Annotated in this window: 14 protein-coding genes and 2 tRNA genes; 8 read left to right on the top strand and 8 right to left on the bottom strand. The window is 54.6% G+C overall.

The annotated features are described in order from the left end of the window. Positions 1-162 precede the first annotated feature (162 nt). From clpB to ACWIUF_RS07185, 4 genes are all read left to right on the top strand, one after another. Positions 163-2,781 carry an ATP-dependent chaperone ClpB gene (gene clpB / locus ACWIUF_RS07200; RefSeq protein ID WP_448571607.1) on the top strand — a complete coding sequence of 873 codons (2,619 nt, stop codon included), beginning with the start codon at positions 163-165 and terminating at the stop codon, positions 2,779-2,781. A gap of 184 nt (positions 2,782-2,965) precedes the next feature. Then, positions 2,966-3,454, top strand: a complete 489-nt coding sequence (locus tag ACWIUF_RS07195; RefSeq protein ID WP_448571606.1) for an adenylyltransferase/cytidyltransferase family protein — start codon at positions 2,966-2,968, stop codon at positions 3,452-3,454. A gap of 175 nt (positions 3,455-3,629) precedes the next feature. Then, positions 3,630-4,718, top strand: coding sequence for a hypothetical protein (locus ACWIUF_RS07190; protein ID WP_448571605.1), 1,089 nt, complete (start codon positions 3,630-3,632; stop codon positions 4,716-4,718). Positions 4,719-4,832: 114 nt separating this feature from the next. Further along, positions 4,833-5,414 carry a TIGR04376 family protein gene (locus tag ACWIUF_RS07185; RefSeq protein ID WP_448571604.1) on the top strand — a complete coding sequence of 194 codons (582 nt, stop codon included), beginning with the start codon at positions 4,833-4,835 and terminating at the stop codon, positions 5,412-5,414. On the opposite strand, the gene ACWIUF_RS07180 is transcribed toward ACWIUF_RS07185, so the two are convergent. After that, positions 5,411-5,752, bottom strand: coding sequence for an STAS domain-containing protein (locus ACWIUF_RS07180; protein ID WP_448571603.1), 342 nt, complete (start codon positions 5,750-5,752; stop codon positions 5,411-5,413). The genes ACWIUF_RS07185 and ACWIUF_RS07180 overlap by 4 nt on opposite strands. Before the next feature lie 478 nt (positions 5,753-6,230). Between ACWIUF_RS07180 and ACWIUF_RS07175 the strand changes: the two genes are divergently transcribed. Continuing rightward, a complete protein-coding gene (locus ACWIUF_RS07175) occupies positions 6,231-6,500 on the top strand; it encodes a hypothetical protein (RefSeq protein WP_448571602.1) in 270 nt (89 codons plus the stop codon). 256 nt (positions 6,501-6,756) lie between these two features. Next, positions 6,757-7,542 (top strand): hypothetical protein, encoded by a 786-nt coding sequence (locus ACWIUF_RS07170; protein WP_448571601.1) that lies wholly within the window; start codon positions 6,757-6,759, stop codon positions 7,540-7,542. Positions 7,543-8,029: 487 nt separating this feature from the next. Here ACWIUF_RS07170 and ACWIUF_RS07165 read toward each other — a convergent pair. Both ACWIUF_RS07165 and ACWIUF_RS07160 read right to left on the bottom strand, forming a co-directional pair. Then, positions 8,030-8,101, bottom strand: a tRNA-Thr gene (locus ACWIUF_RS07165). Positions 8,102-8,169: 68 nt separating this feature from the next. Next, positions 8,170-8,254, bottom strand: a tRNA-Tyr gene (locus ACWIUF_RS07160). A gap of 37 nt (positions 8,255-8,291) precedes the next feature. Between ACWIUF_RS07160 and ACWIUF_RS07155 the strand changes: the two genes are divergently transcribed. Further along, complete coding sequence (locus ACWIUF_RS07155; protein ID WP_448571600.1) at positions 8,292-8,483, top strand: hypothetical protein; 192 nt, start codon at positions 8,292-8,294, stop codon at positions 8,481-8,483. Here ACWIUF_RS07155 and ACWIUF_RS07150 read toward each other — a convergent pair. The 5 genes from ACWIUF_RS07150 to ACWIUF_RS07130 form a co-directional block, all read right to left on the bottom strand. Further along, positions 8,480-9,424: an alpha-E domain-containing protein gene (locus ACWIUF_RS07150; protein ID WP_448571599.1), complete on the bottom strand. Its 945-nt coding sequence runs from the start codon at positions 9,422-9,424 to the stop codon at positions 8,480-8,482. The two genes, ACWIUF_RS07155 and ACWIUF_RS07150, sit on opposite strands and share 4 nt — an antisense overlap. Positions 9,425-9,580: 156 nt before the next feature. Continuing rightward, entirely contained in the window at positions 9,581-9,727 is a 147-nt protein-coding gene (locus tag ACWIUF_RS07145; protein ID WP_448571598.1) for a hypothetical protein, read from the bottom strand. A gap of 241 nt (positions 9,728-9,968) precedes the next feature. Next, positions 9,969-10,808, bottom strand: a complete 840-nt coding sequence (map, locus tag ACWIUF_RS07140) for a type I methionyl aminopeptidase (protein ID WP_448571597.1) — start codon at positions 10,806-10,808, stop codon at positions 9,969-9,971. A gap of 207 nt (positions 10,809-11,015) precedes the next feature. Continuing rightward, positions 11,016-13,091: a thioredoxin domain-containing protein gene (locus ACWIUF_RS07135; protein ID WP_448571596.1), complete on the bottom strand. Its 2,076-nt coding sequence runs from the start codon at positions 13,089-13,091 to the stop codon at positions 11,016-11,018. Between the two features lie 87 nt (positions 13,092-13,178). Then, positions 13,179-13,664, bottom strand: coding sequence for a DUF2141 domain-containing protein (locus tag ACWIUF_RS07130; RefSeq protein ID WP_448571595.1), 486 nt, complete (start codon positions 13,662-13,664; stop codon positions 13,179-13,181). Positions 13,665-14,213: 549 nt separating this feature from the next. Here ACWIUF_RS07130 and ACWIUF_RS07125 point away from each other — a divergent pair. After that, positions 14,214-16,370: DUF4347 domain-containing protein (locus ACWIUF_RS07125; protein ID WP_448571594.1), on the top strand; the 2,157-nt coding region annotated here is incomplete at its 3' end.

Below are 16,370 nucleotides of genomic sequence, written 5' to 3'. Positions count from 1 at the left end.
AATTAGGGATAATAAGAGGCGGGCATGACGCTCGTAGCCCTAGTTACTGAGACAATGAACTCTAGCCGCGTTCCCTGTTGTTCTTGGTGGCAGGAGGGTTACAACTCCCCCGTGGAGGGAGCGTCCGTTCGCCTTACCTAACGATCTATCCGTAACACAGCTATGCAACCAACTAACCCTAACCAATTTACTGAAAAAGCCTGGGAAGCCATTGTCCGCACGCCGGATATTGTCAAACAAACCCAGCAACAAAAAATTGAAACGGAGCATTTATTCAAGGCCCTATTAGAGCAAGAAGGACTGGCCACCAGTATTTTTAATAAGGCCGAGGTCAATGTTCAGCGTCTTCGGGACTATACGGAACAATTTATTAATAGCCAACCGAAGGTCTCTGGAACGAGTACCTCCGTCTACCTGGGCCAATCCCTGGATGTTCTGCTCGATCGCGCTGACCAATGGCGCAAATCCCTAGGAGATGAATACATCTCGATCGAACACCTGATTTTGGCCTATGCCAAGGACGATCGCTTTGGGCAAAAACTTTTCCAGGAATTTCGCCTGAGTGAGAATCAGTTAAAAAATACCATTACCGAGATACGAGGCAGCCAAACCGTGACCGACCAAAACCCCGAAGGCAAATATCAAGCCCTGGAAAAATATGGCCGGGATCTCACCGCAGCAGCCCGTCAGGGCAAGCTAGACCCCGTGATTGGCCGGGATGATGAGATCCGCCGCACGATTCAGATCCTCTCGCGCCGGACGAAGAATAACCCAGTCCTGATTGGGGAGCCGGGGGTGGGGAAAACGGCGATCGCAGAAGGGTTAGCCCAACGCATCGTCAGCGGCGATGTGCCGCAATCGCTCCAGGATCGCAAGCTGATTGCCCTAGATATGGGGGCGTTGATTGCCGGGGCCAAGTACCGGGGTGAATTTGAAGAACGCCTGAAAGCCGTCCTGAAGGAAGTCACCGCCTCCCAGGGCCAGTTAATCCTGTTTATCGACGAAATCCACACAGTGGTCGGGGCGGGCGCGACCCAGGGGGCAATGGATGCCGGGAACCTGCTCAAACCGATGCTGGCGCGGGGAGAATTGCGCTGTATCGGGGCGACGACCCTGGATGAGTACCGCAAATATATTGAAAAAGATGCCGCCCTCGAACGTCGATTCCAACAGGTCTACGTCGATCAGCCCAGCATTGAAGACACAATCTCGATCCTGCGCGGCTTGAAGGAACGCTATGAAGTCCACCACGGCGTGAAGATCGCCGACAATGCCCTCGTTGCCGCCGCCGTGCTTTCAACCCGCTATATCAGCGATCGCTTCTTGCCCGATAAGGCGATCGACCTGGTGGACGAAGCCGCCGCCAAGCTGAAGATGGAAATTACTTCCAAGCCGGAAGAATTGGATGAAATCGATCGCAAGATCCTGCAATTGCAAATGGAACGCCTGTCCTTACAAAAGGAAAGTGATCCGGCCTCGAAGGAACGCTTAGAACGGCTGGAAAAAGAACTGGCTGATCTGAGCGAGGAACAACGGACCCTTAGCGCCCAGTGGCAGGCAGAAAAAGAGGTAATTGCCCATATCCAGAGCCTGAAGGAGGAAATCGATCGGGTCAATATCGAGATTCAACAAGCGGAACGGGACTACGACCTCAACCGGGCCGCAGAACTCAAGTACGGTCGGCTCACGGATTTACAACGGCAACTCAGTGCAGCGGAAGAGCGCCTGCGCGAAACCCAGACCAGCGGTAAAAGCCTCCTACGCGAAGAAGTCACCGAGGCCGACATTGCCGAAATTATCTCCAAGTGGACCGGGATTCCCGTCAGCAAGCTCGTGGAGTCGGAAATGCAGAAGCTCCTGCACTTGGAGGATGAACTCCATCAACGGGTCGTTGGCCAAGATGAGGCAGTGACAGCCGTTGCCGATGCCATTCAGCGATCGCGGGCCGGGTTAGCCGATCCTAAACGCCCGATCGCCAGCTTTATCTTCCTCGGTCCCACGGGGGTGGGTAAGACGGAATTGGCGAAAGCCTTGGCCGCCTATCTGTTTGACACCGAAGAAGCCCTAGTGCGCATCGACATGTCCGAGTACATGGAAAAACATGCCGTTTCCCGGATGATTGGCGCACCCCCAGGCTACATCGGCTATGACGAAGGCGGTCAACTTACGGAAGCGATCCGCCGCCGTCCCTATGCCGTCATCCTGTTCGATGAAATCGAAAAGGCCCACCCGGATGTCTTCAATATCATGCTGCAAATCCTTGACGATGGCCGCGTGACAGATTCCCAAGGGCGGACCGTAGACTTCAAGAACACGATTATTATCATGACCAGTAACATCGGCTCGCAGTTTATTCTCGATGTGGCTGGCGATGATCGTCGGTATGAAGAAATGCGATCGCGGGTGATGGAAGCGATGCGGTCCAGTTTCCGACCGGAATTCCTCAATCGGATAGATGAATTTATCATCTTCCACAGCCTGCAACAGTCGCAATTACGCGATATTGTCAAGCTACAAGTGGGTGGGCTGGAACGACGGCTGAGCGATCGCAAAATGGTTTTGCGCTTGTCGGAAGCCGCCCTCGATTTCCTGGCGGCAGTGGGCTACGATCCGGTCTACGGTGCGCGTCCACTCAAACGGGCCATCCAGCGCGAATTGGAAACCCAAATTGCTAAGGGTATCCTGCGGGGTGACTTTAGCGATGGTGACACGATTTTTGTCGATGTCGAAAATGAGCGCCTTGCCTTCAAGCGCTTGCCAGCAGAAATGCTGGCAAGCTAGGGCAGCCCATCCTTCAGCCCCTAATCCATTCAGCAACGTTGGTCGTATTGGCTAAGTGCCCGCAGCGACTACAGTGGTGACTACTCTAGCCATCACCATTCAGGTTAGGACAAGGGGCTTAAGCCCCTTGTTGAAATTTTATGTTCACCGTACGAGGGCGCTTGCTAACGCTCCTGAATTACCGATGTCCCCTCCTGTTTATTCGCTGGCCGCCCTCCAGGCGACGATCGCGGCTGCACCTGACCGCTGGCGACCCCTGGTATTCACCAATGGCTGTTTTGACCTGCTTCACGTGGGGCATCTTCGTTATCTACAGGCGGCCCGCCGTCTGGGGCAAGCGTTAGTGGTGGGGGTGAATAGCGATCGCTCGGTTCGCGCCCTGAAACCGGCAGCACCGGGCTATCCGCCACGCCCGATCGTGCCAGAACAACAACGGGCGGAACTACTAGCGGCCCTCAAACCCGTGGATGGGGTTGTTCTGTTCGCGGAAACTACGGCTTGCCAACTCATTACAGCCCTCCAGCCAGAAATCTATGTCAAAGGCGGTGACTATACCCTGGCAACGCTGCCAGAAAGGGCAACGCTGCAAGCCTACGGGGGACAGATTGAACTCATCAGCATTGAAATCCCGACTTCCACCAGTGCCATTCTCGATCGCATTCTGGGCAAGTAATGTCATAAACTATCAAGTTTTTGGCAGCTACGGGACTTTTTCCTGATCCCTGTATACACTGTGGGTAACTTTTCCAGAAGCCACCTGGCCCCCCTCTGCACTGAACCGGAAGCAAGTCGCCATGTCTCAAGACGTAAGGACCCCTCGAAATGCATCCGATTTCCCGACCCCCCCGATGCCAACCGCCAACCCTTATGGGCGAGTAGGGGAGGCGGAAGTCACGACGGGGGCAACAACGTCGGCAGGGATTACCGTTGATGGCTATGCCAACCGTCTCATGGACGATTTATTTGGCGATCTGGAACGCGCCCTAGACGGTAGCCTGCAACTCCCCAACACCCCCCTATCCCAGGCTGAGGTTGTTTCCCTAAAACGGCTTTCCCTGGCAGAACTCTCCCTACCCCCCGTGGTTCCCCCAGCCCAGGACTGGCCCTTGGCGACGCCCACGTCCCCGGTAAAGCCTTCCCGATCCCCTGGGTCGGCTAACCCGCCGCGCCCCCAGCGGCGTGGACGGTGGCGCTATCGTTTACTGTTGGCGTTCGGGGTCATCTCGCTGGTCACAGCGGGGGTGGTTGGCAGCCGCCGACCCGAAATCTGGCAGCCCGGAACCTGGCAATTTGTGCGATCGTGGCTGCCGTCTGCGTCTTCTCCGGTCTCTGCCCCCGTTGTCGAACCCACGCCAATCGTCAATCCCGATGCTGAGTTTAGCCGCTATCTCCAGCGGGCCTTAGCCATGATTGAGGCGCAGCCCACGAATGGGATGGCTACCCCCCCCGTGCCGACCATCCCCAATAGCATCAATCTCCTGCCTTCCCTGACGCCACCGTTGGTCCCCCCGTCTACCCTTGAGGCGAACCCGCCTGCGCCCGATCGCCGCTATGTGCCGATCTACCCCACCTCCCAACTGCCCACGGCCCCTGTCCCGACGGGTGTCCCCTTACCGGCCCAAATTCCTGCTGCCCCCACCGTCCCCCAATCAGTTCCTCTGCCAGTCCAGCCTACGGCGTTGCCAACGCCGGTAACAGCCCCAACGGCTAGCCCATCAGCACCCGTGGCCAGTAGCACTAAATATACATTGGTCGGCGTGCTGGAGTTGGGCGATCGCTCGACGGCGCTCTTTGAATCCAATGGGGTGGCTCGGCGCATTAACATGGGAGAGAGCATTGGTACGAGTGGCTGGTCGTTGGTGGAAGTCAATAACCAGGAGGCCATTATTCGCCGTAACGGTGAGGTGCGATCGATTTATGTTGGGCAAGCGTTCTAATGGGCCATTATTCCCCACATCGGTCAACCTGAGCAGGGGCCAGGGGGAGCCACCGTTGTCGATCTCAGCAGTCGTCGTACCAATGGGGCGGTATTGTAGCGGGCAGGGCAGGCAATGGGTTTATTAGATGATTTCAGTCGCTTCCTCGAAACCCGTCTGGAAGAGTTTCTGCGGGCACATCCCCAGTTAGAACTACAGGCGCTCGAAGAACAACTGCGTGAACAGGAGGAAGATACCCTGCGGCTCGTCACCGAGCTACGGCAACAGGAGCAACGCTTGCAGGAGCAAATTCTGGAAACAGCCCAGGACATCCAACGCTGGCATATCCGGATTGAGAAGGCAAAACAGAGCCGTCCGGAGCTAGTGGAACCGGCTCAACAGCGAGAAGCTGCCCTCCTCCGTCACGGCAATCAACTCTGGGGCCAAATGCAAGGCGCTAAGCAACGCCAGCAACAGGCCCAAGCCCTGCTTCAGCAGATTCAACAGCGCCGCCAAGAAGTAAGAGCCAAAGCCGCCGAGCTAGAAACAGCCAGAGCAGCGGCTAAGGCCCAGACCGAGGTAAATTGGGCAACACGGGGGTGGAATGAAGCGTACCCTCAGCGTCAGGCCAAGCACAGTGACCCGCTAGAGGAACAATTCCGTCGCTTAGAGTTAGAAGATGAAATGGCGGCGATGAAGCAACAGATGCGCAATTAACTGACCGCTTCGATCGCTAAAACCTCTTCGAGTCCAGTAATGGATAAAACGACGCGCATGGCCGGATGAACGTTGCGAAGTGTCAGGGAAATGCCTTGCTGCCGCGCAACATTAATATTCATAACCAAGGCCGCTAAGCCGTGGCGATCTAAAAAGGAGGTTTGGCTACAATCCATTACAATTTGTTTGGACGAGTGTCCTTTTTGGAGGAGTTGCTGACAAACTTGAGTGAAGATCGGGACCTCATAATTACTTAATCGACTGGGTAACTGAAGCAGGGGCGTACCGTTCAAGTAGGTTACGGGAAGGGGGGTTGTCGTCTCGTCTTGAAGCAACATAAGTGATCTCCTGCCCAATCAGTATTCCAAAGTGACTAGCGATACAATGGATTACATGCACCAGATGGATGACGCCCTAGGGCCTAGCCGATCTGTTCCCTAGTCTGATTGATGGCATCATGGCAGGTGGCCAGGGAGGAAACCAGGGATAGTCATAACTTTATGAAAACGAAACAAATCGGTCATCCCTTCCCCCCATATTGCCGCGATCGGTGGGTATTGGCTTCATAAAAACTACACATTGACTGCCTACTGCTGTCACCGCTCGGCAAGGGGGCCAGACCTAGTTGCAGCAATGACAGGCGATGGCTCGGTGAAAATGTTACCTTGGCACAGGTGTTACCTTGGCGGCGGCGGATGCCCGGGGTTTGACCAGAGGGTAGCCAGTTGAAAAACTGCCACAGCGGCGAGTAAGCCCCACCCTTGTCAACATACAATAGCCAATGGTGTGAGTAGGTATAAGTAACCAAAGGGTCCTATGTTCAGTCCTGTTGTTGTGCTTTCGACTGCCTCAGCCGAGGCCCCTACTGGCTTGGAAGCCAATCCGAGCAACCCCCCCCTACCCGATGGGGCCTTCTCGCCGGAAAAGATGAAGTCACTCTACCGCGAGGATGTACGGGCTGAGTTTTTGCATTTGCAAGCGGAAGCAGACTGTTTACTTCAGCAATTACAGTCACTCCAACAAGCCAAACGGCAAGCCCAGGGTTCGCTGTCTGCGACGATCGCCCAAACGGTCTCGCTCTGCTAGGCCCAGGGATAAGGCGTTAATTTCGACGATCGCAAACGAGACCATTGGCCCAAGGGGTTAGCTCAGGATTGGGGGCCGGGATATCCCGGTTGTCCGGGCTGGCAACGGGTCATGGCCTGCTAGGTTCTGCTTGGTTTCCCCAACGGGGGCTGATGAGGGGCTTTATCAAGATTTTTAGTAAGTTTTTGGGGGACGGGGCATCCATTTTCGCGAAATCCGACTATCCTGGACAGATGATGTGAGGCGAGTTGATGCTATGAAGTGGATTTCCTATCTAGCCAGTTGTGGTAGTACCGCTCTGCTCTTAGTGAGTTGTGGAGGAACCCCACCCTCCGATGTTGTTGAACAACCCTCTGACACAACCCCGATCGCCAGCGCAACCACAACCCCACCCGTTGCGGCAGGAGCCTTGCCAGCCGTAGCCCAAATTCCAATGTCAGGTGCACCCTACGTTCCGGCCACCCATGCGCCAGCTAAGCCCGGCCAAGCGAAGGCAGAATCCCCTGGCTTGCTCCAGCCCGTGACGGCCACCGAGCGGTTACCCAAAGTACGTGTGGGTCGCCAAGATCCTTTTGCTCCCGTTGCCACGAAGGCGATCGTGGTGGCCACCCAGCAACCGACTGCGGTGGCGGTACCGAATTTGCCGCCCCCAACCCTCAGTCCCCCGGAATTGGGCTTACCCGCCTTACCCACCTTACCGACGACGACGGCAGCTTTACCGGATGGGATGATGCCTGCCCCTCCAGCCCGTCTAGCGGATGAAATTGCTATTTTGGGTGTGGTATCGGTATCGGGACGAGTGAGTGCGATCGTCCAAGTACCGAATGAAAGTACCAGTCGCTATGTACACGAGGGGGAATTTCTGGCCGGTGGACGCCTCTGGGTTAAGCGGATCGATCCGGGCGAAATGGGTGATCCGATCGTGGTTCTAGAAGAAGCTGGCGTGGAAGTTTTCCGGGGTATTGGTCCTGGCTTAAGCCAAACGGCGATCGGGCACACACCGGATAGTTCAGAATCCCTCCCGATCCTTTCGGTTTCCTAAGCCGCCGAAAGGGGTTCCCTGGAGCGGCAAGGTGTAGGTTGGGGCAAACTCCCATAACTCATCCTCTGCCGGTAAGGGGGGCAAAATACACAGCTATGTCGGGTGCACTACTGCTTGTCTAGTACAGTCAACATAAAGTTTCACAACGTTAGTAGTAACAACGTTACAGCCGTTCCCTCTCTAAATAAAATACTGTCCAGCCTTGTCAACAAGGGGCTTAAGCCCCTTGTCTGTACCTCACCCGGTATGGAAGTGCGGTAGTAGTAGGTTAGTCGTTGTCGGCTAAGATCGTGTTTGAAAAGTCCAGAAACCAGTTGTTTTGGCGACTAAAGTCGCCAAAACAAACGTAAAGCAACACTGAAGACAACCTAACATCAAGGTTCAACGTGAGACTGCCAACGCCCTACAGTCATTGGGGGACGAGCGCGGCTTCGCCGCACTTCAGACCTTAGCTCAAAGTAATTTGAGCCAAAACACTTAACCTAAAAGCCCGTGACGAGGATTGAACTCGTGACCTCACCCTTACCAAGGGTGTGCTCTACCACTGAGCTACACGGGCAATGAACGACTGGCCTGAATTCGACTCGTCTTCAATTGCTGGTCTTTAAGCCGCTTGTCTTCAACCGGTGGTGGGCCGGGCTAGATTCGAACTAGCGTAGGCATAGCCAGCGGATTTACAGTCCGCCCCTTTTAACCACTCAGGCACCGACCCATCTCGTTGCCACCGGAAAATAATCCTAACACAGAGAATGACGTTATTGCTACTAAAAAATGGGAAAAAGGAAAAACACGGTATTGCCACGATCGCTGCGGGCGGGCAAGCCTCCCTTGGCCCCTTCCACGCAGTGATGGCTCTAGTCGGCAACGATAAAGTCGTGGTGACTACCAACGTTGTGAAACTGGATGTCCACGGCACCTGCCCTGGTGGCGCACTCACCTAGGCCAGGGCAAAGAAGGTTTCAAAGATTTGTTCCCCCACGTCGTTCATTTGCTCTTGGAGGCTATCCAGAAATTCATGCAGCCCCACCTGGATCACCTCTTCCGCCACGAGGTAGTCCAGTTCCGATCGCAGGCGTCCCAGCGCCCGCTCGGCAGGGTTGCTCCAGGTGCCTGCGGGTGTGCCGGTAATTTGGTGGAGCGATCGCTCGGCTTGGAGTAAACAGAAGCGCATGGCGCGGGGAAACTCGCGATCGAGGATGAGAAATTCCACCACGCCGATCGGCGTGATGCGATGCTTGCGTCGTTTGCGGTACATTTCAAACGCACTGGCCGACTTCAGCAAGGCAATCCATTGCACCTCATCCATCATCGTCCCCACGTCCTGTACCGATGGGAGCAGGATGAAGTATTTGACATCCAGAATTCGGGCGGTTTTATCGGCCCGCTCCAGCAATCGACCAATCTGCCCAAAGTGCCACCCTTCGTTATGGCTTAAGGTGGCATCCATCACGCCGGCAAACAAATGGCTGGAGAGCTTTACCTCGGTAAAAAAGTCATGGAGGGCTGATAGGGGCTGGCCTGGCGCCGCTTCCCGCACCATTAGGTAAAACTGGTTCAGTTGCTCCCACATTTCCGAGGAAATGACTTCCCGGACCGATCGCGCATTTTCACGGGCGGCCCGGAGGCAAGAGACGATCGAGTTGGGGTAGTTCTCATCAAAGGTGAGGAATTGGATCACATTGTCGGCATTGGCCTCGCCGTAGTGTTCCTCAAAGAACTCCAAATCTCCCGTTGTTAGGACCAAGGGCCGCCATTGCTGGGCCATTCCGGCTGGGGATTCAAGCAGCAGATGCAGATTCACATCGACGAAGCGGGCAATATTCTCGGCCCGTTCAACATAGCGATTCATCCAATAAATTGAGTCAGCAACGCGACTGAGCATAGGACACTAAAATTCTGAAGTTGCAGCCTGACAATACACGCTTGACGCCTGTCACCCGCGCTTAAAGACCGGGATGGCTGTCCAATCCAGCCTTGACTGTACAAGTGCGATAGAAAAATTCTAGTATTCCCAGCGCATCTTGCCGAGGAAGGATGGTTAGCTATCCCTGATATACCAACCCTTTTGTAGGGACGGGTCGCGCCCAAAGCTGCGCCGCAAATCCACCTTCCCAACCAGACCCGCCCAGGTGGGGGAAAGGGCGATCGTTGGGTAACTGACTCCGGTGCCAGGGGGCAGGTTCATGCAGATGAGCGTTTTCCTGGCGGCGCTTGGTGCAACCTGCCCCTACGTTTGCGTCCCTAGGTTGCTGGTGTCTTTGGGGGCAACGCTTGCCTGAGAGGGTGTTTGCAAAGTCTAGAAACCAACCGTTTTGGCGACTGAAGTCGCCACTACAAACGCACAGCACTCCTTAGGACAGCCAAACGTCAAGGTTCGTTGTCGCGGTTTTAATCGCGCTCCCCCTTTGCAAACATCCTCTTAGTCCCTACACCTGGTTACGATCGGTCAAAATTTCATAACCAGTTTCGGTAACCAGAACCGTATGCTCAAATTGGGCGGATAGGGCGCGATCGACGGTTACGACTGTCCAGCGATCGGCGAGGGTGCGGGTGTACTTTGACCCGGCGTTAAGGATCGGTTCGATCGCCAGGGTCATTCCGGCCCGGAGTTTGACGTTAGGTAGATCATGGGTACGGAAGTTAAAGACGGCGGGTTCTTCGTGCAAATTGCGACCAACGCCATGCCCGGTATAATCTTCCACCACTTTGAAGCCTTGGGATTTGGCGTAATCTTCGATCGCGCCCGCAATATCAAGGAGATAATTCCCAGCTTTGACCTGTTCAATGCCTTTGTAGAGGGCGGTTTCGGCTGCCTGCATCAGTTTGGTGGCGGAGGCGGTGACGGCACCAACGGCGATCGTGATACAGGAGTCGCCATGAAAGCCCTGGAAGTAGGCCCCCGTATCGACCTTCAGGAGGTCACCGGCCCGGATCTGTTTGCGACGGCTGGGGATACCGTGGACGACTTCATTATTAATTGAGGTACAGAGGGAGGCGGGGAAACCGTGATAGCCCTTGAAGCTGGGGGTGGCTCCCAATTCCCGTAAGCGTTGCTCGGCGTAGGCGTCCAAATCAGCGGTGGTCATCCCCGGTTGGACGCGATCGGCAATTTCCTTGAGCACGGTGGCCGCAATCCGACCAGCCTGCCGCATAATTTCAATTTCACGGGCAGATTTAATTTCAATCCGTTGGCGTTGAGCGTTGAGCCGAGGGGGCGAGGGGGGGGGAACGAGCAGGTTACTCAAGAGGTTTTTCATCGATCTCATGCAAACGGATAGGGTTAACAGGCCGGGGATACTGCCAGTGCCTTGACATCGTCATTAGGCGTGGCTAGGGCACAAATTATTGCTATTTTAGCGGTCCCGGTGAATAGTTGGTCCGGCTTTGGGGGTGCAGTCTGGTGGTAAATCTTCACGGGTAGGGGCCGGTTTTGCCCAACAGCAGCAAGCTGCGGCTCTGGATCAACCTGCCCCCTAAAGTGCTCGCGTCTGACTTTGGACAATTTGGGCCTGCAACTGGGCTTCGGTTTGGGCCGGTTCTTTGCAGCTTAAGCCCTGACAGACTAGGGCGATCGCGTCCACGGGTAAGTGGGGTTCCCGTTTTAATACCGCTGTGGGCAGATATTGAGGGGCTAGGGCCGCTAGACGATCGGGGGTGGCGCGGATCAGGGTGTAGTGGTAATACCAATCCAGGGCGCTGATCAAGCTCGGACAACTGCGTGCCCCGTGGGCGATCGCGTTAGCAAAGGCGTGCAACCCCTGTTCCGCTCGTTCCAAGTATTGTAAATCCTCGGTCAACAGGGACAAGCGAATCAAATTGGCGATCGCGATTCCATTGGCAGCGGGGGTAGCGTTATCAGCATAGCTGCGCTCCCGCAAGAGCAAATCATCACTGGCATCGCGAGCCGTGTTATAGTAGCCCCCCAGTTCAACACTCCAGAGGAATTCATCAAATTCCTGTTGCAGCCCCACGGCAGCCGCCAACCAATCGATCGCCGGACTGAGTGTTTCGACCGTATCCCCTCGACTGGCTTGATGGAGATCGAGCAGGGCCTTGATCAGGAAGGCATAGTCTTCAGACTGGGCCAGCACCGAGGCTTGGCCATCGTAGTTAAGGCGATGCAGACGCCCCCCGACCTGCTGCCGATCGAGGATAAATTGGGCCGCTTGAGCAGCGAGTTGCCAATAGTTGGCGTCTCGAAAGACACTGTAGGCCCGCGCTAGTCCTGAAATCATCAGGCTATTCCAGGCCACGATCAGCTTGGTATCGGTGACGGGCGGGATGCGCCCCGGCCAAGGATGGGTTTTAGCAGCCCGGTTATCGCGGGCCGGCGGAAAGGTGGCCAAGTCAGGCGCCGCACGACCGTAGCGAACCGTAAATAGTTTGGCTAATGCCTGCTCCGTTTCTGGGGTCAAAAGGCCGGGATAGCCGCACTGAAGCACATTTTTACTTTCAAAGTTGCCAGACTCAGTAACGGTGAATTGCTTACTCAGGGCCGCCAGTTCCGGGGCAGTCAGTAAGTCTTGCAGATCTGCGTAGGACCAGACATAAAACGCCCCTTCTTCGGGTTCGGTATCGGTGGGCGTAACGAAGCTGTCGGCATCCTGGGCAGCGTAGAAGTAGCCGTCGGGGGCGGTCATTTCCCGTTGTAGCCAGCGGACGGTGAGGGCGATCGCCCGTGCAAAGGCCGGTTCTTTAATCCCCGCGCTCCAGAGGTTGGCCAGATACTCCATAATTTGACCATTGTCGTAGAGCATTTTTTCAAAGTGGGGGACGGTCCAGGTGGGATCAACGGTGTAGCGATGGAACCCCCCACCCACGTGATCAAAAATTCCCCCCAAGGCTAGGGCCAGCCCCCGCTCCCGACACACAGATTGTGGATCGTGCTTGCCGGTTAGCTCAAATCGGGTGGCCCGCAGGGCGGTTTCGGCGTAGGGAATCATGGGAAAGCTATTGCCAAAACTGCCGGCCCCGACAATGCTGACGCTGGTAATTAAGCCCTCCTGGAGATGCTGGGGCGTGAGGGGAGTGTCGTTGGGCAGTTGGTTGGCCTGTTGGAGGCTGCTGATAATTTGGGCTTTGATGGATTGCAGTGCCGTCGTTTCCGTATCAAAGTAACGGCGCACGGCCTGCAAAACTTGCAAAAACCCCGGTCGGCCATAGCGGGGTTCGAGGGGGAAGTAGGTCCCGGCATAGAACGGCACGCGATCGTCGGGGGATAAAAACGCATTCAGCGGCCAGCCCCCTTGCCCGGTCATCATTTGCAGCGTTTGCATATAGATGCTGTCCAGGTCGGGGCGTTCTTCGCGATCGACTTTAATGGGCAGAAAATGAGCGTTCATGTAGGCGGCGATGTCTGGGTCCGAAAAGGCTTCCCCTTCCATGACCGTACACCAGTGGCAACTGGAGTAACCGATCGAGAGAAAGATCGGTTTTTGCTCTTGCTGGGCCTTGGCTAGGGCTTCCTCACACCAGGGCCACCAGTCGATCGGGTTTTCGGCATGTTTACGGAGATAAAGGCTGGCAGACTGGGCAAGGCGATTGGTCATAGGTCCACGTAGGAATGACGAGTCAGTAAAATTACGGTTCTTAGCAGTCTACCGCCTTCCTGGCGATTCGTTGGTATGGGGGATAGCCTATTGCAAAGAGTAGCGGACTTGTACGGTAATGGGCGTTTGCCCCGCAACGAGGATCATAGCGTGGCCAAACCGAGGGGGACCGGTGCGGACGGGGGCGTTATTGGAAAAGCCAAAGCCTTCGCTGGGGATGCCAAATTCCCCCCGGTTCAGGACGCCATCCTGATTGTGATCGTGGAATAAGCTAATGGCGTAGTTACCTACCGGTAAGTCGGCAAAGGTGACGACGATCGGGGTATCCTCTGGCTGCTCGGCGAGGGTTAAGCATTGCCGTGCTTTGGCCTTCTCGCGATCGTGGGGGAAGCCATCGGCGCGATCGAAGAGGTTTAAGCAGATGTCCCCACTGCGATCGCGCAGGCCGACAATTTCCACTTGGAGGTTACCCATCAAGCCTTGGGCGATCGCCATTGGCACCAGCCCACCCCAAACAAAGGGCATAGACAAGAGCAGGCCACGACCCATCTGAAGCTTTCGGGATAAAAACATGGGGGATACTCAGCGAAATACTTGAAATACTTGCAATACGCGGGATGCCAAACTGGCGTGAATCAATCATAGCAACGGCGATCGGTCATCGTTTGCCCCTGGCATGGTACTGTTTGGATACTGAATCGTTATTTTAGACAAAGATTCAGGTCACATTCTTGCAAAAAATTCACATTTTTATACGATCTTTCACAATTTTTCCACAAAAGCAGGGTTAGATGATAGGGCAGGGGACGGGTTGAAACCAGCAAGGCGGGGTTCGGGATCTTAAAGTTGTCGAAAAACCTTTACTTTCGATCGCCTGACTCCGTATAATCGAGGAGTTTGCCAGTATCTCTGCCTTTCGCAGGATGCTTTCTTTCGCAGGATGCTTTGGGTGATAAAGTAGGGAACTTTACGTCCTAAACTTTCACCTGTTGGTTGATAGCCTTTGTCGATCAAGATACCTGCTTGCATACTTGCATATAAGCCAATCTGATTCAGATCTTGGCTGGTTTCTTTCATCGAAATTTATCGGTTACTAGGGTTTAGTGTAAGGGTTTAGCGATCGTGACTTCTTTATCAACTTCTACCTCACTGGTAATCGTCGATGCGTCGGTCTACGATTACGCCACTTTGTTGGCGGGTCTGCAACCGGGCACGGAGGTGGTCATTCTTGATCCGAACCAGGATGGGGTGGAGCAAATCACGGCAGCGCTCCAGGGCCGTACACAGATTGACAGCCTGCAAATCATTTCCCACGGGGCCGCCGGCATGGTCCAGTTGGGCAACACGATTCTCAATGCCCAAACCCTGGCCACCTATGCAGAGCAATTACAGCAATGGGGGCTTTCCCTCAGCGATCACGCCGATATTCTTTTCCTAGGGTGTGATGTCGCGGCGGGCACGATCGGCCTTCAGTTTGTAGAGCAGGTAGCCCACCTAACGGGAGCCGATATTGCTGCTTCCAATAACCCCACTGGGGCATCCCATCTGGGGGGGGATTGGGATCTGGAGGTTAATTGGGGAACGATCGACAGCCCGCTGGCTCTCAGTCAAGCCGCTGTTGCTAATTATGACGGCCTATTGGCACCTATTACTAATCTAATTGCTACCTATATTGACCTACCAGACAATCAAATCAACTATACAACGAATGGCGCAGGTTCAACCAACATTTCGAGTGCAACAAGTTGGACCATTAATGCGCCTGTGAGCATTAATAATGACTTACAGATATCAGGGTTTGTAAACGCATCATCTGAAACCTATACGGTCGCTGCGATCACAGATGAAATTCGGATTCGACGCAATACGGCAACTCCCGTCGGGCAAACCAGTAATCCTAATAACCAAATTCTTTGGTTTCAAATTAATCAAACCGTATCAATGACACTGGGTGGCACGCTGAATCTGAACCCCAGTTATGTCACCACAATGGAGCAGTCGCTCCTTGGCGTTACCATCAACCGGGGCAGTGATAACGTTTTTACCAATACAGGGAATACGAATAATAACAATAACATTGAGCGCCTTGACTTCCTGCGTACCACTGGAATTACCGTTCCTGCCAACCCAGCCGATGCCGGTTTTTTGGTTATTGAACGAGGTGGTAATCCTACTCCCATCGCGCATGATCCATTCAGAATCTCAGCCATTACTGCTATTGATGGAGCGGGTGATCCAAGCAATTATGGTATCGTTCAGGCTTATAATGCTAGTAGTTCGTGGGGAAATAGTACCTATAATATCCCCTCTGCTGTATTTCGCAATGAAATAGGCTCTGGCGATCCGCTTAGACCGTCTTTTATTGCTAACAATCAAGTACTGGGTGCCGTTTTTGTATCCTTTCAAGATCTCGGTTTAACCGCAGGACAAGTCTTCTACGGCTACTCCCTGTTTGGTAATGACGTTACCGCTACGGGTACTAATCTGGTTGATTGGACAAATCCTAGCTTCTTCCCAGTTGGTACAACTGACGCAAACGGGGGGATTGATCTCGTTGGGGGGGGAGCTATCTTCACCCGTAATGTCCCTATTCCCACGACTGCTGACTTACAGATTGATAAGGTTGTACAGCCTACAGTCCTAGCTCCTGGCGAAGTATTAACCTACACAATTGTTGCCAGCAACGCTGGCCCAAATGCCGTTCTCAATGCCACGATTACCGATAATTTCCCATCAGCCCTCCTGCCCAATGTTGCTTGGACGGCCACTAGCTCAACCAGCAGTGGCTACGACACCAGTGGAACGGACAATATTAATGACTCTGGCATCTTCATGCCGATTGGGGGCACCATCACCTACACCGTAGTGGGGACGGTCGCCGCCACGACACCACTCGCAACCCTTCTCACAAATACCGCTACAATCATCCCCCCACCCGGAGTCGTCGATCCAACTCCAGAAAACAACACTGATCCAGCCATCACTAGTGTTAACCAACCAGCCGACCTAATCATCACCAAAACCGATGAACCTGATCCAGCCAGTGCCGGTGGATTACTCACCTATACCATCATCGCCAGCAATGCGGGGGCCGGCACCGTCACCGATGCCACGGTTAGTGATAGCTTCCCCAGCGGCTTAACCAACATCAGTTGGAGTGCCGTCGGCAATGGCGGTGGCTTCGAGAGCAGCGGTACCAACAATATCGACGACGACGGCATTAGCCTTGCCGCTGGTCAAGCCATTACCTACACCGTCGTGGGTAGCCTTGACCCCAAC

The organism is Trichothermofontia sp., assembly GCF_053493415.1.
Note: the sequence above shows the minus strand (reverse complement) of the source record. Positions and strands in the feature narration are given on the sequence as shown.